The organism is Brunnivagina elsteri CCALA 953, assembly GCF_002289455.1.
In the GTDB taxonomy this organism is placed as follows: Bacteria; Cyanobacteriota; Cyanobacteriia; order Cyanobacteriales; family Nostocaceae; genus Brunnivagina; species Brunnivagina elsteri.
On the sequence record NZ_NTFS01000037.1, the window covers coordinates 1 to 20,902 of the forward strand.

A 20,902-nucleotide genomic window follows, 5' to 3' on the forward strand; every position below is an offset into this window, starting at 1 on the left:
GCGATCGCAGTTTCTTTGCTTCCTATTTTTTGATTATCATTTTTTTTAATAGGGCAATTTATTTCTTGGTAGTCCCTAATCCTCGTCAACAAATTTGGTCAGAACATTTTGTTTGGTCAGCAGATGGAAGGCAAATTATAGGAGTTACCCCTATTGGCAGAGCAACTTGTAAACGTCTCGACATGAACGACGAACGTTACCCAAACAATGATTCAATAAGAAGTGCGCGGGGTTTTTGGGTTCAGGCTAATTTACATCCTCCAAGTGAAGACCCTCAATTACTTAATTAATAATACTTGATAACCAGTAATCCAAGACATTCTCTAATACTCAAAAAAATATAATCAACCCGATCGCTTTGCTAATTCTGGTGTTTTCCCTAATAATCCAATCATTAACTTTAAAGAAAGTACCTTGACTAACGGTATATATTTCATCGCTAATAAACCGAAACGACGCACAATCACAATTGGCAGAAAACTATTAGAAAAAACCCGATCTAATATATCAGTAAAACCCAAAATAATGATATTCTCAAACTTGCGCCAACGTTCGTATTTCTTCAATACTTTAATATTACCAATATCCTTACCCGCTTGATGTGCTTCTTGAATCACTTGCGCTAATGCCGCAACATCACGAATACCTAAATTTAAACCTTGCCCCCCAACAGGATGACAATTATGTGCCGCATCACCAACCAATGCAAGTCGATTTAAAACATACTTATCGCTTTGCATTAATTGCACTGGAAAAACAAATCTTTCCCCCAACAATTCAAGTTTACCCATTTGTGAACCATAACGATTGCTTAACTCCTGCAAAAAACCCTCATCATCCAATTCGCATAAAGCTTTTGCTTCCTCATGGGGTGCAGTCCAAACTATCCGACAACGGTTTTCAGGTAATGGTAAAATCGCAAAAGGACCACTTGCTTGAAACTTCTCATAAGCAGTTTGCTGGTGTGACTTCTCTGGCTTGACAAAAGCGACAATACATGATTGCCAATATTTCCAACCACTGGTACTAATACCTGCTGCTTCACGAATGCGCGATCGCGAACCATCTGCTGCCACTAATAATTTACTGCGAATCGTTTTAATCTCTCCGGCAACTTTGATTGTGGTGACAGCAGCATCGCTCTGATACTGGGTTTCTACGACTTCCGCAGGGCGAAGCAAGGTCACATTAGCGCAATTTTTGACAAATTCCTCTAGCGGATACAAAAGCGCTTGGTGTTCGGCAACATAACCCAAATCATCCTTACCAATATCCTCAGTGCTAAATTCCACCACATTCGGATAATCACCATCAGACAAGTTGACTCGTCGATATGTCTCAATATTGGGCAAAATCTTGTCCCAAATTCCAATTCCTTTGTAAATCAACGCAGACAGCATATGTACCGCATAAGCTTGTCCTTTCATTACTGCTGCTGATTCTAACCGAGCTTCGATTAGCAAAATATTTAACCCTGAATCCTTCAAAGCACTTGCGAGGGTTAAACCGACAATTCCACCACCAACAATGACTAAATCATAATCGTAACCGTTATGATTCGTCGTAATTTGGGTAGTGTTAAGAGTTTGGGGTAATGTTACTTGCGCCATTGTTAAGACAAATTACAACGTTTTCTTTTATTTTGACGCAAACTAGGGTTTTTAGGCAATGAGAAGGAATAGTAGAAGATTTACCTGTTATTTTTTTGAAAAGTTATATAGTTGTGTAATACCTACATGGTAAGCTTTGCGATCGCATTTGATATTCTCGACGATGGAATAACTAGTTGCGATCGCACTTCTGGACTGTTGTGTTCTATAGTGCATCCACCACCAAAGCGATGCTTTTTAAAACTGCGAACCAGGGAGAATGGTATAAATCCAGAACCGATACCAATTATAGTAACTTTGTTCGTCTTGTTTAAGTTTCGTCAAATGCGATCGCATAGCTTCCGCAGGAATCGCACAACCTTACAACCCTGAATTACGCAAAGTATCAAGATTCTGACTCAGCAAACACTTTTGTGACTGTGATTAAATTTTCCATAAAAGTCCCATATCCATTGGGACAGTTAGTCTTGACAATTTCTAAATCAATCTCAAAAGCAAGTTTCCAGCGAATTTTTAGAGGACGTTGATTGCTACTATCTGAAGATAGGTACGTCGAACATCCGATCGCATTTTCTAAGATATCTTTTCCACCATCCAAATTTTCTAAATTTTCCAGATTTTTTATCTCTATACCCAAAACCTTAGAAATTGTTTTTGTATCTGCTAACAACCAGGTTTCAAAATTTCTAATTGCTAACCCTCCCGTGCTGCGATCGCGAATTGGTTTATCGTTAATATCGAGGTGATTATCACGGATTTTATGTAAAGCACGTTCTAAGTCAATTTTCCTTTGTTCGAGTTTATCATCTGCATCAACAACTAATAGAATCATATCGACTTCTTCCGGTTTCCACGCAATAATTACCTGCGATAAATATTTTGGGTCTAAAATTGAATGTCCAACACGTCGCTTCAAAACTCGACTTTCTTTAATAGATGGATGTCTTTGGACAAAATCACAATTAGCTAATCCTAAATTTACCAATTCTCGTCTAATTAATGTATGAAGCGCACCTTCTTTGTCTCTTGCAATAATTTTTCCTCCATCTTCAGGATTAATATAGGGAATACTTGCTCCGAGTTCTGCTTCTCCCTCAGCAATTAACCCAATACGAATCGATCGATTCATACAGGATTACCTCCAAATATGTTGGAAAACCAGAGTTCACCTAATGCTCCATCATAAGCTTCTAAAGCTTTTTGAAAGCGTTCGGAATCCACTGGTAAAGCATGAATTTGGGTTTTACCTTCATTGTCTAACTCAACTGCACGAACTTGATGAGGTTCGACATAATTTAGTAATAAGGGAGAATGGGTTGTGATTAAAACTTGAACGGGTTTACCTGTAATTCCGTCTGTGGATATTATTTTCAACAATTCCATCATTTTGTGTAAAAGCCAAGGGTGAACCCCATTTTCTATTTCTTCAAAACAAATAATACTTGGAGTATTGTCTTGATATAGTGCAGTTAGAAAAGCTAAAATTCTCAAAGTCCCATCTGATATATCAGAAGCAGGAATATGATGCTCAGAATATCTATCGATTAATTCCATTACAAATGTTCGATCTTCCCGACGATGCAATGAAATTCTCTGGATATTAGGAACAAGTCTGGTTAACCGTTCCTCTAGTTCATCAAAGCTTTTACGATTATTCAACAAAATGTCAGCGAGAGCATCAACAATTCCCTGTCCGGTTTTATCCATACCGTGGCTGGATGGGATATTACTAGATAGACTAATTGGTGCAAAGTCATAAATACTAACTTTCTTTAAAGCATTAGCAAGGGGTGAATCTGAGTATTGATTAGAAACTAAAATGTTTCTACTTTTGTCTGTAAGTTGGGATGTAAAAGTATGAGAAGCAACTTTATCACTTTTTATAGAGTATATAGGAAGAAACTCAAATATTTGCTGAGGATAATCGAGACGTAATAAGATGTCTGAGATAAAGTTTGTGTTATCAGTTGTTGGTAAAGTGCTGACCTCAAATAAAAGATAATCCTGTTTTCCTTGCCAAAATTTAGATTTAATTTCCTGCTGATTATTATTAGCTTTTATTAAAGACTGTGTGAACAAATGTATTGCATTTTGGGGAATTGTATTTTTTATTAATTTTTCCAAAAAATCAGATAATACAAATAAAGCCTCACAAATATTTGATTTTCCAGAACCATTAGGTCCAATAAATACAGTTAATGGTTCCAAATCTACCTCTGTATCAAAGAGGCTTTTATAGTGCTGAACTCGCAATTTAGATAGCATCGTACCTCAGCTTTATATTTATCTACTTTTCAAACATTATTCTATAATCTATGCACTGAAAATTTCGACAGATATTATAGATATTCTTATTGGTTCTAGAACAAAGGCGAAACTAGCGCGACTTCTGTCGTGCTAGTTTCCCATTACCTCATAAATTATAAATTAAGAATTTTCAAGAATATACTGTTCTATCTTTAAAATTGCTTGTTCAATTGCATTGATAATTCCATCAATAATATTTTTCTGTTGTTCTAATGGTGCAAGCTGTTGAGCTAAAGCACGACGATCTGCATCACGATTAATCGTTTGAACAGTTCGTATTAGCTGACCTAAACCGCCACCACCTCTGATTTTAGAACCTCTTTGACGTACATTCTCAGTATATTCTGCGCGAATTACTTTTTGCTGTTGAGATATTTCTCTTTTCACAAGAGCATACTCTTTCTTCTTCAATTTTAACTCTTTGATTGCTATTTTCGCTTCTTGCACAGACTCAACTGATATGTGAAACTTACCGTCATTGTCTATAGAGACAAAATTACCTTGATAAAACATATACCTTAAGTATTAAATATCTTGTTTTAGTATAACTAATGCACGGTATGTGTGGTAGAATTGAGCAAGCCTCTGCGAACCTTTGCGCGTACTTCGCGTTCCTTTGCGTTTAAACTCAATTTTATCCTCCATTACTAAAAATGCATCATGCCTTACAGAATGTCCCGTCGTGCCTACGTAGAAACATTTGGTCCCACCGTTGGAGATAAAATCAGACTCGCAGATACCGAACTCTTCATCGAAGTCGATCGCGATTTCACGACTTACGGTGATGAGGTAAAATTCGGTGGAGGAAAAGTTATCCGTGATGGCATGGGACAATCCCCCATATCCAACGCTGATGGTGCTGTCGATACCGTAATTACCAACGCTGTAATTCTCGATTGGTGGGGTGTTGTCAAAGCCGATATCGGTATCAAAGACGGGAAAATATTCAAAATAGGTAAAGCTGGAAATCCTTACATCCAGGACAATGTAGACATCATTATTGGTCCAGGAACCGAAGCGATCGCAGGGGAAGGGATGATTCTCACTGCTGGGGGTATCGATAGTCACATCCATTTTATCTGTCCCCAACAAATTGAAGTTGCGATCGCATCGGGAATCACGACTATGATTGGTGGGGGTACGGGACCTGCTACGGGTACAAATGCCACAACTTGTACGCCGGGACCTTGGCATATACACCGAATGCTACAAGCGGCTGATGCTTTCCCGGTGAATTTGGGATTTTTAGGGAAAGGCAATACTAGTCAACCTCAGGGACTAATTGAACAAGTTAATGCCGGAGCAATGGGGTTAAAACTACATGAAGATTGGGGAACGACTCCAGCGACAATTGATACTTGTTTGACTGTTGCTGATGAATTTGATGTCCAAGTTGCCATACATACGGATACCCTCAACGAATCAGGTTTTGTCGAAGATACTATTGCCGCATTCAAAAATCGCGTTATCCACACTTACCACACGGAAGGAGCAGGGGGAGGACATGCACCAGATATTATCAAAGTCTGCGGGGAGCTAAATGTGCTACCATCATCCACTAATCCCACCCGTCCATATACGGTAAATACCCTTGACGAACACCTAGATATGTTGATGGTATGTCACCATCTTGATGCAGATATTCCCGAAGATGTAGCTTTTGCAGAGTCGCGCATCCGTCGGGAAACCATCGCTGCTGAGGATATTTTGCATGATTTGGGTGCATTTAGTATGATTTCCTCCGATTCCCAAGCAATGGGACGGGTAGGAGAGGTAATAATTCGGACTTGGCAAACCGCGCATAAAATGAAAGTCCAACGGGGAACCCTTTATAGTAAAGGGATTGGGGAGAGGTCAGATAATTTTCGGGCACAGCGATATGTCGCTAAGTACACAATTAACCCTGCGATCGCACATGGGATTTCTGAGTATGTGGGTTCAGTGGAAGCAGGTAAACTAGCAGATTTATGTTTGTGGAAACCTGGTTTTTTTGGTGTGAAACCGGAGATAGTAATCAAAGGAGGTGCGATCGCATGGGCACAAATGGGTGATGCCAATGCAAGTATCCCCACACCCCAACCCGTACATATGCAAGCGATGTTTGGTAGTTTTGCAGGTGCGAGACATGCAACTTCCTTGACTTTTGTTTCTAAAGCTGCATTAAAACGGGAAATTCCTGAAAAATTGGGTTTGCAAAAGCAAGCTGTGGCTGTGTCGGGAATCCGCAAGTTAAGCAAGCTAGATATGAAGTTAAATGATGCTATGCCAAATATAGAAGTTGATGCGGAGACTTACGAAGTACGTGCAGATGGGGAATTATTGACCTGTGAACCTGCGACAATTTTACCAATGGCACAAAGGTACTTTTTGTTTTGAGGATATGTATATCTGTCTACTTAATCAGAGATTTCCAAATAAAAAATCTCCGCTTAAAATAAAGTCGATCGCGATTTCAAAACCTACGGCGATGAGGTAAAATTCATTCTTAGGAAAAGTTATCCGCGATCGCATGGGACAGCCACACATATCCAACGGTGTTCCCTGATGTAAAATAGAGACTACGACCAACCATAATTCAGGCAGGTTTCCCTATGTTAGCCAATTCAGCAACATATCAAATCACCTGGGAAAAGTTACCAGACGATTTTGTTTTAGATGACGAACCAGTGGATAATATTAACCAACCTCCCCTTGCAGCTGCCTTAACTGAAAGTCTAGAACTTGCTGGAAAATTACCAGTTAATAGTTTAACCACAACTAATTACGGCATTTGCGCCACTTTAAATAATAAAATAGTCATCAAAGCACCTGATTGGGGATATGTGGCATCAATTAGGGTTCCACGAGATGAGGTTATCCGTAGTTATACCCCGCAATTACAAGGTGAAATTCCCATCATTGTCATGGAATTTATTTCTGATACTGAAGGTACAGAATATTCCAGCAAACCAACTTATCCACCAGGAAAATGGTTTTTTTATGAACAAGTTTTGAAGGTTCCCAACTACGCCATTTTTGAACCCAGTCATGGAACATTAGAAGTTTATAAATTAGATAATTTAGGTAACTACGAACTGCAAACCCCCGATGCAAATAACCGCTATTCAATAACCCAGATGAACCTATTTTTGGGTATATGGGAAGGTATACGAGAAAATCGCGATGGTTTTTGGTTACGTTGGTGGGATGAAACTGGAGAATTATTGCTTTGGGGTTCAGAAGCAGCAACGCAGGAACGTCAACGTGCTGAAACTGAGAAACAACGCGCTGATAGATTAGCACAACAATTAAGAGATGCTGGTATTGAACCTGCCTGAAATTTAAATTAGATTAAATTAGATCAAAGTAAATTTGTTACAGCAGTGGAGAATTTTTCGTAGGTAGCGACTCCAACAATGGTTTCCATCAAATTGCCATCTTTGTAAATCATCACTGCTGGAATACTACGAATACCCAACTTTTTAGCAAGGGTTTTACTTTGGTCAAGGTCTATTTTAGCGACTTTGGCACGACCAACATATTCTTGAGCTAATTTATCCATTAAAGGAGCAATAATCTTACAAGGACCACACCAACTTGCTGTAAAGTCAAATACGAGCAGTCCACTGTCAGGTGTCAAAAGTGAGTCAAATTCTTCTTCTTGAATATATTCAACTGTTGGCATAGATATTCCCTGTATTTTTTTATTGATTTTGGTTCTTGTTGCTAATTCAGAACAAAATTTGGTACAAAGCTTCTTCTTGATAGGTTTTATTATGAAATCAGACGTTGCTGAATTTATACGTGAATCTAAAGTGAAGACGTTAAATGTAAATATTCCACCAAAACAACATTTCTAAGTGATTTTATCATTTATTGAGTAGTAAGTGGTTACGCAAAATTAAAAAATTAAATATATATGTTCCCGAAATCCTTGACGCACCAAAACTACAATCCATTTTATCTATTGGTAAGTCACCAGGGGAAGATACTCGTCCAACTGCCATCTCAGGTACTTCCACAGTTCCAAATTACTTGTAAGTGATTATCCTTAAGTAAAGACTAAAGCAAATTGTATATATAGTAACTTAATTGATGTATCCGATCCAATAATCACTCTCTAGTAGGAGGCAAAATTGCGGAGTTCTACCAGAATAATGATATAAATAAAACTTATTTATATTCATTCACTTTTAAACCCATACTTCTAACTAAATGATTCCCTCTCCATCCCAGTCAGATAAAATCCTAGTTGTCGATGATTCTCCAGATAATGTGTTTCTCATCAGAACCATTTTGGAAGAAGAAGGTTACATAGTTAGTACAGCCGAAAATGGTGCGATCGCTTTAGCAAAAATTGAAGCATCCAACTTTGATTTAGTACTACTGGATTTAATGATGCCGGGAATGGATGGATACGAAGTTACTCGTCGTGTCCGTGAAAACAAGGACTTGCGGTTTATGCCAATTTTGCTAATAACTGCCCATGATTCTCCAAATGTCGCGCAGGGATTGGATTTGGGAGCAGATGATTTTATTCGCAAACCTGTTACAGTCGATGAATTGATGGCGCGGGTGCGTTCTTTGCTACGTCTCAAACACAGTATTGATGAGCGCGATGAAATTGCTAAACAACGGGAAGATTTTGTCTCTCGTCTAACCCACGACTTACGCACACCATTAGTTGCTGCCGAAAGAATGCTGGAATTATTGCAGCAGGGAGCTTTGGGTGAACTTTCAACCCAAATGATGGAAGTTATTACCATTATGGGACGCAGTAATACAAATTTACTAGCGATGGTAAATACTTTACTTGAAGTTTACCGCTTTGAAGCTGGACGGAAAAATCTGGCATTTCAACCTGTAAACCTCTATCAGCTATCGCAAGAAGTTATAGGTGAATTAACAGCTTTAGCACAACCAAAGGGATTAGCGGTAATTGTAGATGCTGTAGAGGAGACAAATGCCTGTGTGGTAAATTGCGATCGCTTGGAAGTTCACCGTCTTTTGACTAATTTGGTGGGTAATGCGATTAAGTTTACCGATAAAGGTGCAGTCACTATTCATATCACTCCCGCAAGTGGTAGTAATGAATTTGTCAGGGTAGAGATTGAAGATACGGGTACGGGAATTCCCCTGGAAGAACAAGCTAATTTATTTGAAAGGTTTCGTCAAGGAAATCACAAACGTCAAGGAAGTGGTTTGGGCTTATATCTTTCCCGTCGGATTGTTGAGGCACATAAAGGTACAATTCAAGTGCGATCGCAATTTGGTCAAGGTAGTACATTTATTATCGAACTACCAGTTAAGCAATAATTGATTGGCTGAATTCTGAGTGCTATTTTTTATTTAAAGTTTAAATCTCAGCTTTTAATCTAACTTCCCACTATTTATTGTCATATCATGTAAATATAACCAGGATTGCAAGATAAGGACTGATATCATGTCATCTCAAATATTAATTAGCGATGTTCTCAGTAAGCAACGCCAATATTTTCGTACTGGTACAACTAAAAACGTTGATTTTCGTATTACCCAACTGCAAAGTCTAAAAAAAATAGTAGTTGATAATGAAAGTGCAATTATTGCAGCATTAAAAGCAGATTTAAACAAACCACTATTTGAAGCTTATACTTCCGAATTTTCCTCTGTCATTCAGGAAATTGATTATGCACTAAAAAACATTAAAAATTGGGTGGAAGCGAAAAAAACAGCAATTCCTTTTTCCATGTTACCAGCCTCAGCGAAAATAATTCCCGAACCACTAGGAATTGCTTTAATTATTGGACCTTGGAATTACCCTTTTACACTGAATTTGATGCCATTAATTGGTGCGATCGCAGCAGGAAATTGTACAGTTGTTAAACCTTCTGAATTTGCACCACATACCTCAAAATTAATTGCAGAAATAATTTCTAAAAATTTCCCTCAAGAATATATAAAAGTATTTGAAGGAGATGTTGAAGTTAGTAAGCAGTTACTTCAAGAAAAATTCGATCACATCTTTTTTACAGGTGGCACAGCTACAGGTAAAATAATCATGGCAGCAGCAGCAAAACACTTAACACCTGTAACTTTAGAACTAGGTGGAAAAAGTCCTTGTATTGTTGATAAAGATATTGATTTAGAAGTAGCAGCACGTCGAATTGCTTGGGGAAAATTTTATAATGCTGGACAAACTTGCATTGCTCCAGATTATGTTTTAATTCACCAGGATATTAAAGCAGAATTTGTAGGAGCTATAGAAAAGTGTATTCAAGAATTTTATGGAGAGAATCCCAAAAATAGCCCCGATTATGCTCGGATAATTAATCAAAAGCAATTTTCTAGAGCCGCTAATCTAATACAAGGTGATATTCGCATTGGTGGTGAAACAAATGCTGACGAGTTCTACATATCTCCGACAGTAATTGATAATGTCAGTTGGGAAGATACAATTATGCAGGACGAAATTTTTGCTCCGATTCTTCCTATAATTGAATATACCAACATTAACGATATCATAGATAAAATTAATTTGCGTCCTAAACCATTAGCGTTATATCTATTCTCGAAAAACAAAAATTTACAGAAAAAAGTACTTTGTGAAACTTCATCTGGAGGAGTATGTATTAATGATGTGATAAAACAGGTTTCTGGCTCAACTTTGCCCTTTGGTGGTGTTGGTGATAGTGGAATTGGTAGCTATCATGGCAAAGCAAGCTTTGACACTTTTTCCCATTATAAATCTGTAGTCACTAGACCATTTTTCTTGGATGCAAAAATATTATATGCTCCCTATGAAGGAAAGCTCAGTTTGTTGAAAAAACTCTTGGGTTGATAAATTGCATTCATCGAACTTACAGATAAACAGTGTAGAGACATAGTATTTCTACGTCTCTACCTTCCCAATAAAAATCATCTTAGAATTAGGTATTTTAACTAAAAAAATATTTTCCACTAAAGGAATACGGATTAAATAAAGTATAAATTTAATATGGAACCTATCCCCTTTTATTTCCCTCTCCCGTTCGCTTTTAGCGTTCCCGTAGGGTAGTTTGCTCAACGGGGGGAACCCCCGCACGCAACTTCTCTCCGTTAACAGAGAGGGGATGCGTAGCAGGGATGAGGTTCTGTATTTTATTAAATCCATATTCTTAAGAACTATAACGTTCTTCAGCCCAAGGTTCACCACGTTTATGATAGCCATTACGTTCCCAAAAGCCTAATTCTTCACTTCCCAAAAACTCCAAACCATTAATCCATTTAGCACTCTTCCAAGCATAAAGATGGGGTACAACCAAACGCATTGGACCACCATGTTCTGCTGATAATGGTTCACCAAATAAATTAAAAGCAAAAAAGTTTTCTTCCCGCAATAAATCATCAATTGAAATATTAGTTGTATAACCACCATAGCAATGTTCCATAACATGCTTTACTAGGCGTTCAACTTCAATTGCTTTAATAAAGTCAGTAACTTTAATACCAGTCCACTTAACATCCAATTTCGACCAGCGCGTCACACAGTGAAAATCGGCAGTAAATTCACTGTGAGGTAACTTCATAAAATCATCCCAAGTGAAAACCTTAGGAATAACTGAACCCCAAACGCGAAATTCCCAGGTATTGGTATCGACTTGCGGAGTTTCACCATAGGTTAAAACAGGAAAACCGCTAGCCAAATGTTGACCTGGAGGAACGCGCATTGCATCTTCCCCTGTAGGCTTTTGAAAAAATTTCCCTAGCATTGCATCAAAATATAGTGATGAGTTAGGAGTTAGGAGTGATGAGTTAATAATAAATTTGAGGTTAGAAATACTTTTAAATTATTAATTATTTAATACTTAATTCCTAACTCCTAATTTTCAACTCCTAACTCCTGATAACTCCTATATTTTACTATTCTTCGCCTTCTTCCTCTTCATCTGTTGGGTAGACGAAATTTGAACGTCCACTCAGAATTGATTTACCAAGAGAGATAGCTTTTAATGCTTCCACATCAGCTTTACGTCTCCAGGTTGCGCGACGCGAGTCACGCTTTGATTTTGAGGTTTTCTTCTTTGGACAAGCCATACTAGCGGATACCGCAATTTTTGACAACCTTCCTATTCTATGTCATTTGTGGGGAATTGGGGATTGTGTATTAAATTCCCCGCCTTCTATCCTCTACTTCGGCGTGCTTGCGGTTGCGGCTTCCGTATTCCCTTGTTTTTGGTCAAATAACAATAGCGATCGCGCTGATTTAAAATATGTTGCCCATACTTGGGGATCGGGACGATTACGCCATTGCTGACGGTTGACTCGCAAGTCTAAAATTGGCGCGATCGCACCGTAATTTTGTCCAGAAATTATCACAGAAACCTCTGTTATCAATATATCCTGGTCAAAACTGCGTTGTGCGCCAGCACGGGCGGCTGCTTCTGCCCGACGCAACATAGTTTCATAGGTTTCCTCTGGTAATCTGTCAATCACAATATCGGCTCTTGCGGTATATGCTCGCACAATTTGTGGGCTAATCCCCTCCGTAATCCCCCATACAGGCACGGCTGTACCTAACAGTAATGTGGCATAGACTATCCGGATTTTCGCTTCTTTGGCTGTCATAGAGGGAGTAAACGACTTTAAAATTTTCTTTATTGAAAGGGTATTTATGCTTATTAGCTTTTGAGTACGATTTTGCATATGTTTTAGCTCAAGAAAGTGATGACCTGGAAATTGCATTGAAAGCGAGTAATAAAAAGAACCTTTATTTTTTAGCTTTGATGACAATTACTTAGAGTAATAGACATAGGTTAGCCTTGTTTTTTAACATCGGCAAACCCTCAGCTTCAACCCAATTATTCAATTTTGTAAACCAAATGTGATCGAGCGCGATGGCAAAAAACTGGGCGATCGCTATAGGCATAAATGAATATCAGTTCCTCCAACCCCTAGCTTGTGCCCAGGCTGATGCTGAGGCTGTGCGAGGTTTACTAGTTGCTGATGGTGGCTTCAAACAACAGCAATCGTTGCTGATGAGTGACACCTCTCCACCCATCGGAGACAGAGCAACTTCTCCAACAAAAGACAATATTTTGCTACTTCTTGAGGACTTAGCAGCCGCTTGTTGGCGACCTCAAGATCGTGTATGGTTTTTTTTCAGTGGTTACGGCATCCAGCACAACGGGAAGGATTATTTGATGCCTGTTGATGGAAACCCCGGACAAGTTGAAGAGACTGGCATCGAAGTTGCCACAATTATGCATACTTTGCATAGTGTAAATGTCAATGCATTAATGTTGCTTGATATTAACCGTGCGTTCGCAACTCAAGGACTGGATACATTTGTTGGGCAAGAAATCATTGAACTGGCACAGGAATTAGAAGTTCCTTTGATTCTCTCTTGTCAACCCGAACAATTTTCATATGAAAGCACCGAACTCGGACATGGCTTTTTTACAGCAGCGCTATTGGAAGCGCTGAGTTCGGATAATGGTAAAACTTTGGGCGAGTTAGAAGCCTATCTTAGCGTTAGGACACCAGAATTATGTCAGTACTACTGGCGACCAACGCAAAACCCTGTAACTGTTATTATTTCAAGCAAGCAGGTAATTTTGGGAAACTCTGAATTTGAAAACGATATGGATGCTGCTGCAATAGTAGTTTCCGAAGAAATCTTTGCGAGAGCGAACGCCTTCGGCGGGGCTTCGCCAAACCCATCTCCTTCTGTTGAAGAAAATGTTCCTAGTAATAATTACTCACATCTCAACTCGAATAGTTACCCACAAACAAATTCTAGTAATTATTCGCAGTTAATTAACAATCCTGCCGCGACTAGTTTCGGACGACAAGGTTATGTTAATCCAGATGTTGATCCAGGTATTAATCCGGGGATCAATTCGGGGATCAAACAACCAAGCCAACGTTCGTTACCCCCTTCACTTCCCCCCGCAAAAGCAAAGGTAGAAATTTCCCAACCCATTTCCGGCATTCCAAAAATAAATACTACAAGCCAGGAAACAAATACTGGGCTTCCTTTTTGGATGCAGGTACTACTCTGGGGTGGTAGCATGACCTTGCTTTTAGGGATGATAGTTATTTTGATTTTTCGCCATAATGCTGATTCCAGGGTCGAAGAAACATACTCAGTGCCGCAAAACCCCGACGAATCATCATTTGTGCAAACTATTCCCAGTACTCCTCCAAATACGGTTGCACCAAAGATACCAGCGACTCAGCCACCAATTCAACAGGTGAAACCAACTCCCAGTAATTCACCTTCAGTTAATCCAACTCCAGTTAATCCAACTCCAGTTAGTCCAACTCCAGTTAATCCACCTGCTGATTCATCTGTTGTCAATCAAACCACACCAACACCAACAACAACGGCAACAGCCTCAGTTTTGGACAGTTCCGACACCCAAAGCCGAAAACAAGCATTATCTAAGTTAGACAAATTATCCCTGAGTCCAAATCAAGCCAGCGACTTAAAATTTGCGATCGCATCTGCACGAAAAGTTAAGCCCAGTGAGGAGCGTTATGGGGAGGCACAGGTAAATATCCAAGTTTGGAACAGCATGATTTATGAATTGGCAAATCAACGCGCCAAAAAACGTCAATATTCTTCAGCCATAGCCGCAGCTCAGTTAATTAACGAGTCGGAACCACTCCATCCCAAAGCAAAAACAGCCATCACCCAATGGCGACAGCAAGCAAAACAGTATTTAAGTAACAAAACACTTGTGGAAGCAGCCACAGGTTTAATCCAACCCGGACAAGCATCAACTTACAACCGTGCGATCGAAGTCGCCAAAAAAGTTTCTAAAGGTGAACCGGGCTTTGATATTGCTCAAAAATCCATCGATAAATGGAGCAAAGAAATACTTAATATCGCCAAAAAGCGCGCCGCTAATGGGGAAAAGAAAGCAGCTATTGGTACAGCTACCCTAGTTCCCGAAGGAACCCCCGCTTACGATGCAGCCCAAAAAACGATTCAAAGGTGGAAGAAAAGTTAGTAGTTATATCAAATAATGTGAGGCTACACATTATCCCCTCTCCCCATACCTCCCCTTGGTAAGGGGAGGTGCCACAGGCGGTGGGGTTATTTTATTGGTATTAGGGGTTATTTTATTGGTATTAGTAGTCGATTTTTCACTACCAACAACTACCCATAAACAATTAACAATATTGTGATATATCCTCGCCGCAATCATCAGCAAGGTAGCACAAAGCCCGAAACCGCAAACCAACAACCTCGTCATACAACGGGTTCAGCTTGCACATTGGCGGAATGTGGAACAGGGTTTTGCCGAATAAATTAACGTCACGTTCAAACGGACATTGTGCGGGGATCGATTTACAAAGCTGATGGGCAAAAGTGCGATCGCGAATTTGAATATTGTCTATCCAGTTCCGCAACGGCTTCAGGACATCACGTCTGGCTCTATTGAAAGTCTGATTCTGTTGAGCAAAGCTTTTATCGTTGGCTTCGTCATTGACTTCTGCGCGATCGAGAGATACCCAGCTTGCGAAAAAAATCTTTTTACCAGTATTTCTAAATACCTTCATGGTTCACTCCACTCTCTTCTTGAGGGTTTTGAACTGGTTGTTATTGTTTGTCGATGATATGTATCTACGACTTAATTAATGCTTAACTATCTCTCCCGGAAGAAACTGGCTAGGAGCCATGATGCAATAAGCAGCGTACAGCGTAAAGCCTAAAACGGTAGCGACCCGAATTAAAGTCCACTTACTATCTACTCCAGTTAATCGCAAATTCCTGGCGATCGGTAGTCAGGTGCTAATATCTTGTCGATAACTTGACCTATTTAAGATTCTAATAAAGACATCTGCCTTTGGACAGATATTTACCCAACATTTACAATTTTTTCTATAGAGAATATCTGGGGTTAGCATAGAGTAATACCTATATTAAGTATTAATGCTCAATTAATTATCTAAGAATTCTCCATTCACAAAAGAAGGTAATACTCTTAGATAGGTTCCCGGATGTGACAAAATAGGTGAACTAAGCGGATATTATCGGAATTCTAGGTGGCAAAAAGTGAGTTGTGCTACTGATTTCGAGAAATAAAAGTGATAAATATTACATTGGTAAATAGTGATTTTCCTCAAATTTGCAACCTATCGCATATTAGGATTAACGTATCTGGGGTTAGGCATTGGCTAGACTGTTCACTTTCAGCCTTTTTAGAGGGTAAAAATATCCCCAAAATATTCTGATTGGTTGGTTTTCCGGTATTGGCTATCTTGATTTTCTCAAAGCTTTGCTACCAATTGCTGTAGCGGGCATGGCAATTAAAATTATTTTACTGTGGCTATTGTATCCAGAAGTGCGTTCAACCCAAAAGTGCGAAAAGCTCAATATCATGTTGTGGAAGCAGCAGTAGCAGATTTAGGATATCGATTGACATTTTGGGAACATTTGCGATTTGGATTACCTGTGACAGGGATAACGTTACTGTTGGTTTATTTTTGGGTTGCTTCCAGCGATCGCAATTCTTCGTTAAAGCGGGAAAAAGGTTAACTTTATTCTTTAATTTGGCAACATCGTCTTTTACCCATACAATCGAAGAACAGGCTTTTGTTGTTTAAAACACAAGCTTTAATTTTACTTATTTGTCAACAACTTAGGGTAGAAGGGCTATAACTAAAACCCCAATGATGGTAGACAGGATTAACGATATTTTCTGGCAAGCTCAACAAGGCAGTGTTGCAGCAATCATTCAGGTGCTTAATGAAAGACTGGCAGATTCTGGTGTCAGAACTAGGGCAGTATTTGATAATAGTGTGTTGCAGTTGCTTTGCGAGGCTAACACCGAAGAGCAGCTTGAGAGAACGATTTTAGTAGAAAAAATACATCAAATTCTTAAATCAATCGCACCGCGAAACATTCACAGAGTCAATATAAACTGTCGTATTGTTCGCGAGCAACAATTACTTTGGCTAGAGGAAATTTACCGCGATTCTGAGAATCAATTACTTTGGTCAGAGGAAATTGTTTTAGAAAAACTTAGTTTTTTGCAACAATTTATTAAAGATTTACAAGACAGAAGAATAGAGTCAGCAAGAAGCCATTCACCGAAGGTAAGTCCTTCACATCCGATAGTAATTACTAATAGAAATAATCCAAAAAGTTCTGTCTGGGGATGGATATTGCTTGCTGCTAGTATATGCATTCTTTTTGGAATGATGGGTACAGCTCTATATGTTTTAGTAGGCGATCGCTTTAAAAATGCTCCATCACTTGTGCCATTAACCAAGTCTTTAGAAACCCAAGGTACGAATCAGTTACAGCCAGAAAAGTCATCAGTAGATACAAATCAAAGTAGTACTACGGGAAACCAGGACTATTTTGTTAATGCGGTGAGAATTGCCAATGAAGCGTCGGGAATTGGTCAAAAAGCAAAAACTTCGACTCAGTGGTTAGAATTAGCTGCTAACTGGCAAAGAGCTTCGGATTTAATGGGTAAGGTTCCACCTAGTCATAGTCGTTATCAAGAAGCGCAGATTAGAACTAAGTTATATCGGCAATATAGTCAAGCAGCACAAAAGAAAGCTGAGGAAAGTAAATCTTAGTAATTGTATTGTAGCGACTGTCTTAGTCGTCAAGCGATCGCAAAAAAAGATTTTGAGCAAGTTGCCGCGACCAGGAACGGGCATGAGGATTTGTCGAGTGGCAGTATAAAAAGTGTAGCCCGTCCCTGGCACTCCGCTTCGCCACCGAATTTCCCCCAGTCTCTCTGTTTACTCGTGGAGGCAAAACAAATAATCAAAAAAACACGACAAATAAACCCAGCATTCATGAGGGTCAAAATTGAGTTGAAAATAAAGCTTGCGAATGAAAGGCTTTGCGAAACCCAACATATGATATGGGGAAAATCGCGAAATGGTAGATGTTTTTGAAATCTGTCGATTATCTTTCCATCTCTAAGTTAATCGTTTTCAAATCGATTTAGGTAAAACTGCAAGCTAAATAAGAATATGGCAGTAGGAAGTATATTTTTGGATATTTAGTAGCTATTTTAGATAGATTCAGTATCCTTTTGGGAAATATAAATATGAATATGCATGAATCTACTACAAATAGAAGGAAGATATTATGTTACAGGTTGGAGTGGGACATAGCAATGACCCCGATTCCCGTTGTGCTGTTGCTGAGGTAATTACCCAATGTCGCACTTCCCTGGGTGAAAATTTACCGAAAGCAGGTATTTTGTTTGCTGCGATCGATTTTGAGCATGTTTTAATTCTCGATGAAATTCAAGGTGCTTTTCCGGGAATAGCTTTAATTGGGGGGACAACCGATGGTGAGATGTCATCGATATTGGAATATCAACAAGATTCTCTGACGTTGATGGTGTTTTGCAGCGATGAGATTGAAATCACGACAGGTATAGGTAGGGGAGTTTCCAAAAATCCAAATTTAGTTACCAATGCAGCTGTAGAGCAAGCAAGGTTGAATATTACCAAGGAACCAAAGCTTTGTTTGACAACCCCCGAAAGTTTAACAACAAGTGGGTTAGGAATTTTAAATGGTTTAAAGCAAGCTTTGGGAACAAATTTTCCCATCTTTGGTGGGTTGACGGGAGATAGATTCAATTTCAAACAAACCTATCAATTTTTCAATCGTGAAGTCACCAGTGATAGCGTTCCAATTTTATTATTTGCTGGCGATTTAATATTTTCTCATGGAGTTTGTAGCGGTTGGAAACCAGTTAGTAAAGCTGCCAAGGTAACAAAATCCCAAGGGAATATTGTTTATGAAATTGACGGTAAAACCGCAGTTGATTTTTATCAAAATTACTTGAGGGGAATGCTTCCTTGTTGTGATTATCCCTTGGCTGTATTTGAATCAGGAAAAGATGATTTTTATATTCGAGAAATGAATGGAACTTGTAATTTAGAAGTTGGTAGTATTAGCTTCTTTGCAGATGTTCCTGAAAATGCTGTGGTACAAATAGCAGAAGCTACCAGAGATGAAATTTTCGTAGCGGTTGAAAGTGCTATTTCCCAAGCTTTAGAAATGTATTCTGGAGAAAAAGCAACGGCAGCATTATTGTTTTCCTGTACTGCGAGAAGAAATTTTTTAGGAACGCAGACAAAAACAGAATATTTAAAATTAAAATCCCATTTATCAGATATTTCTTGTTGTGGCTTCTATACCTACGGGGAAATCGCACCAATGCAGAAAAATTCAGAATCCCTATATCACAATGAAACTTTTGTAGTGTTACTAATTGGCACAAGGTAAGCAAAATGTCCGACTTAGAACAAGTTTATTGCATTACAGCACTGAAAAAGGAAAATCGCATTCTCCGCAAAAAAATTGAGAGTGTCGAGCGCGAACAATTTCAATTAGAAGAAGTAAATCAAAAAAAAGAGGCATTACTCAGAAAGGTAATTCAAGAATCACAATTATCTCAATTATTACTGGAACAGAAAACTGAGGAATTGGAAAGTGTCCTATTCAAAATTGAACGTCGAGAAGAAGCTTTACGATTAATTGTCGAAGGTACGGCATCGGCAACAGGAGAGAATTTTTTTCGCAGTTGTACTCGTAGTTTAGCTCAGGTTTTAAAAGTGAAATATGGATTTATTACCGAAGTCGATGAAACCGGAAATAAAACCAAAATAATTGCTTTATGGCAAGGAAATGGATTTGCTGAAAATAGTGAATTTGAATTATTGGGAACTCCCTGTGGTGAGGTATTAAAAAGTGGTTTTAATCTATTTCCCGATTCCTTAGCAAAGAAATTTCCCCATGCTTCTACTGTAGCAATTTTGGAAGTAGAGAGTTATATGGGCATTGCTATTAAGGACAAATGGGGAAATAATTTGGGAACTATGGGGATTATGGATACCAAACCATTGTCAGAATTTTCTCAAGTAGAAGAGTCAATTTTGCGTATATTTGCTGCTAGAGTTTCTGGGGAAATCGAACGCGATCGCACTCAATCTGCTTTAAAAAAATCTGCATCGGAACTCGAATTAACTCTGAAGGAATTACAAAATACCCAAACCCAGCTACTTCACAGTGAAAAAATGTCATCTTTGGGACAACTAGTTGCAGGTATTGCCCATGAAATCAATAATCCTGTGGGTTTTATCCATAGTAATTTAGCCCCCGCAAGGGACTATATTTTAGATTTACTGGAGTTAATTAGGCTTTACCAAGAATATTTTCCCCAACCACCTCAAGCAGTTGAGGAACATATCAAAATTATCGATTTAAATTTTGTCCTTGAGGATTTACCCAAATTAATAAATTCGATGCAAGTGGGAACAGAAAGGATTCGGGAAATTGTTTTATCTTTACGCAATTTTTCCCGTCTCGATGAAGCCGAAATTAAAGCTGTAGATATTCATGAAGGAATTGACAGTACTTTGATGATTTTAAATCATCGTATCAAAGGAACAGCAATTTCCCCTCCAATTAGGGTAATTAAAAGTTACGGAAACCTACCAACAATCGAATGTTATTCCGGTCAATTAAATCAAGTTTTTATGAATATATTAGCCAATGCAATCGACGAGTTGGAGAAAAATATCCACAATCACCCAGAACCAATTATTAATATCAAAACTACAGTCATTAATAATCAAGAAAATCAACAAAATGAATACGTGCAAATTTCCATATCTGATAATGGTTCGGGAATGACAGAGGAAATTCGATCGCGCATTTTCGATCCTTTCTTTACTACCAAACCCGTAGGTAAAGGTACGGGAATGGGTATGTCGATTTGCGATCGCATTATTCGGGAAACCCATCAGGGAAAACTTTACTGCAATTCCCAATTGGGAAAAGGAACGGAATTTATGATTGAAATTCCCATCAAAATCGCAATCGATTAACAAGAAGGTTGCTTAATGGACATTATTACCAAAAAAAGCTGAAGGTTAGGTGTTTGTTCCATAGGATGTTATACAGAAAATGCTGTTTAATACTCTAAGAGAACTCCACAGAAAGAAATGCCCAATGTCATTCTGAGGAACGTACGCGCTTCGCGTTGCCGCAGGCT

Annotated in this window: 21 protein-coding genes and 2 pseudogenes; 13 read left to right on the forward strand and 10 right to left on the reverse strand. The window is 38.7% G+C overall.

From position 1 onward, the window contains the following. Positions 1-290 (forward strand): annotated as a pseudogene (locus CK510_RS05490) (hypothetical protein); the annotation flags it as partial. A gap of 54 nt (positions 291-344) precedes the next feature. On the opposite strand, the gene CK510_RS05495 reads toward CK510_RS05490, so the two are convergent. Continuing rightward, a complete protein-coding gene (locus CK510_RS05495) occupies positions 345-1,610 on the reverse strand; it encodes an FAD-dependent hydroxylase (RefSeq protein WP_095720731.1) in 1,266 nt (421 codons plus the stop codon). Between the two features lie 111 nt (positions 1,611-1,721). Here CK510_RS05495 and CK510_RS30850 point away from each other — a divergent pair, with 111 nt between their 5' ends. Then, positions 1,722-1,982 (forward strand): hypothetical protein, encoded by a 261-nt coding sequence (locus tag CK510_RS30850; RefSeq protein ID WP_143289234.1) that lies wholly within the window; start codon positions 1,722-1,724, stop codon positions 1,980-1,982. 13 nt (positions 1,983-1,995) lie between these two features. On the opposite strand, the gene CK510_RS05500 is transcribed toward CK510_RS30850, so the two are convergent. From CK510_RS05500 to CK510_RS05510, 3 genes are all read right to left on the reverse strand, one after another. Then, positions 1,996-2,739 (reverse strand): hypothetical protein, encoded by a 744-nt coding sequence (locus tag CK510_RS05500; protein WP_095720732.1) that lies wholly within the window; start codon positions 2,737-2,739, stop codon positions 1,996-1,998. Beyond that, positions 2,736-3,875 (reverse strand): AAA family ATPase, encoded by a 1,140-nt coding sequence (locus CK510_RS05505; protein WP_095720733.1) that lies wholly within the window; start codon positions 3,873-3,875, stop codon positions 2,736-2,738. Before CK510_RS05505 ends, CK510_RS05500 begins: the two co-directional genes overlap by 4 nt. A gap of 162 nt (positions 3,876-4,037) precedes the next feature. Further along, entirely contained in the window at positions 4,038-4,430 is a 393-nt protein-coding gene (locus CK510_RS05510) for a hypothetical protein (protein ID WP_095720734.1), read from the reverse strand. Between the two features lie 147 nt (positions 4,431-4,577). On the opposite strand from CK510_RS05510, the gene ureC reads away from it, so the two are divergent. Together ureC and CK510_RS05520 are read left to right on the forward strand one after the other, a co-directional pair. Then, positions 4,578-6,293, forward strand: a complete 1,716-nt coding sequence (gene ureC, locus CK510_RS05515; RefSeq protein WP_095720735.1) for an urease subunit alpha — start codon at positions 4,578-4,580, stop codon at positions 6,291-6,293. 215 nt (positions 6,294-6,508) lie between these two features. Next, positions 6,509-7,234, forward strand: a complete 726-nt coding sequence (locus tag CK510_RS05520; RefSeq protein ID WP_095720736.1) for a Uma2 family endonuclease — start codon at positions 6,509-6,511, stop codon at positions 7,232-7,234. A gap of 23 nt (positions 7,235-7,257) precedes the next feature. On the opposite strand, the gene trxA is transcribed toward CK510_RS05520, so the two are convergent. Next, positions 7,258-7,581 carry a thioredoxin gene (gene trxA, locus CK510_RS05525; protein WP_095720737.1) on the reverse strand — a complete coding sequence of 108 codons (324 nt, stop codon included), beginning with the start codon at positions 7,579-7,581 and terminating at the stop codon, positions 7,258-7,260. Positions 7,582-7,772: 191 nt separating this feature from the next. On the opposite strand from trxA, the gene CK510_RS32565 reads away from it, so the two are divergent. The 3 genes from CK510_RS32565 (at position 7,773) to CK510_RS05535 (ending at position 10,716) form a co-directional block, all read left to right on the forward strand. Further along, complete coding sequence (locus tag CK510_RS32565) at positions 7,773-7,937, forward strand: hypothetical protein (RefSeq protein WP_211293098.1); 165 nt, start codon at positions 7,773-7,775, stop codon at positions 7,935-7,937. A 174-nt stretch (positions 7,938-8,111) separates the two neighbouring features. After that, on the forward strand, positions 8,112-9,212 hold the full coding sequence (locus CK510_RS05530; protein ID WP_095720738.1) for a hybrid sensor histidine kinase/response regulator: 1,101 nt from the start codon (positions 8,112-8,114) through the stop codon (positions 9,210-9,212). Between the two features lie 127 nt (positions 9,213-9,339). Then, on the forward strand, positions 9,340-10,716 hold the full coding sequence (locus tag CK510_RS05535) for an aldehyde dehydrogenase (RefSeq protein WP_095720739.1): 1,377 nt from the start codon (positions 9,340-9,342) through the stop codon (positions 10,714-10,716). Positions 10,717-11,032: 316 nt separating this feature from the next. Here the strand turns inward: CK510_RS05535 and CK510_RS05545 are convergent, their stop codons facing one another. The 3 genes from CK510_RS05545 to CK510_RS05555 form a co-directional block, all read right to left on the reverse strand. After that, entirely contained in the window at positions 11,033-11,626 is a 594-nt protein-coding gene (locus tag CK510_RS05545; protein ID WP_095720741.1) for a sulfite oxidase-like oxidoreductase, read from the reverse strand. Between the two features lie 151 nt (positions 11,627-11,777). Then, positions 11,778-11,951, reverse strand: a complete 174-nt coding sequence (gene rpmF, locus CK510_RS05550; RefSeq protein ID WP_095720742.1) for a 50S ribosomal protein L32 — start codon at positions 11,949-11,951, stop codon at positions 11,778-11,780. Between the two features lie 93 nt (positions 11,952-12,044). Next, positions 12,045-12,482 carry a hypothetical protein gene (locus tag CK510_RS05555; protein ID WP_095720743.1) on the reverse strand — a complete coding sequence of 146 codons (438 nt, stop codon included), beginning with the start codon at positions 12,480-12,482 and terminating at the stop codon, positions 12,045-12,047. 269 nt (positions 12,483-12,751) lie between these two features. Here CK510_RS05555 and CK510_RS05560 point away from each other — a divergent pair, with 269 nt between their 5' ends. Next, positions 12,752-14,872: a caspase family protein gene (locus tag CK510_RS05560; RefSeq protein WP_095720744.1), complete on the forward strand. Its 2,121-nt coding sequence runs from the start codon at positions 12,752-12,754 to the stop codon at positions 14,870-14,872. A gap of 163 nt (positions 14,873-15,035) precedes the next feature. Here CK510_RS05560 and CK510_RS05565 read toward each other — a convergent pair whose 3' ends face one another. Beyond that, entirely contained in the window at positions 15,036-15,425 is a 390-nt protein-coding gene (locus CK510_RS05565) for a Mo-dependent nitrogenase C-terminal domain-containing protein (RefSeq protein WP_095720745.1), read from the reverse strand. Between the two features lie 659 nt (positions 15,426-16,084). On the opposite strand from CK510_RS05565, the pseudogene CK510_RS34350 reads away from it, so the two are divergent. The 3 genes and pseudogenes from CK510_RS34350 to CK510_RS05575 all read left to right on the forward strand — a co-directional run. Then, a pseudogene (locus CK510_RS34350) lies at positions 16,085-16,240 on the forward strand (anion transporter); the annotation flags it as partial. Next, positions 16,192-16,404 (forward strand): hypothetical protein, encoded by a 213-nt coding sequence (locus CK510_RS05570; protein WP_245911857.1) that lies wholly within the window; start codon positions 16,192-16,194, stop codon positions 16,402-16,404. The pseudogene CK510_RS34350 and the gene CK510_RS05570, both read left to right, overlap by 49 nt. A 137-nt stretch (positions 16,405-16,541) precedes the next feature. Further along, positions 16,542-17,456: a hypothetical protein gene (locus tag CK510_RS05575; RefSeq protein WP_095720746.1), complete on the forward strand. Its 915-nt coding sequence runs from the start codon at positions 16,542-16,544 to the stop codon at positions 17,454-17,456. Positions 17,457-17,478: 22 nt separating this feature from the next. On the opposite strand, the gene CK510_RS33890 is transcribed toward CK510_RS05575, so the two are convergent. After that, positions 17,479-17,601 carry a hypothetical protein gene (locus CK510_RS33890; protein WP_281256987.1) on the reverse strand — a complete coding sequence of 41 codons (123 nt, stop codon included), beginning with the start codon at positions 17,599-17,601 and terminating at the stop codon, positions 17,479-17,481. A gap of 378 nt (positions 17,602-17,979) precedes the next feature. On the opposite strand from CK510_RS33890, the gene CK510_RS05580 reads away from it, so the two are divergent. Together CK510_RS05580 and CK510_RS05585 are read left to right on the forward strand one after the other, a co-directional pair. Beyond that, positions 17,980-19,131 (forward strand): FIST signal transduction protein, encoded by a 1,152-nt coding sequence (locus CK510_RS05580; protein WP_095720747.1) that lies wholly within the window; start codon positions 17,980-17,982, stop codon positions 19,129-19,131. 5 nt (positions 19,132-19,136) lie between these two features. Next, complete coding sequence (locus CK510_RS05585) at positions 19,137-20,735, forward strand: ATP-binding protein (protein ID WP_095720748.1); 1,599 nt, start codon at positions 19,137-19,139, stop codon at positions 20,733-20,735. Positions 20,736-20,902: the final 167 nt, after the last annotated feature.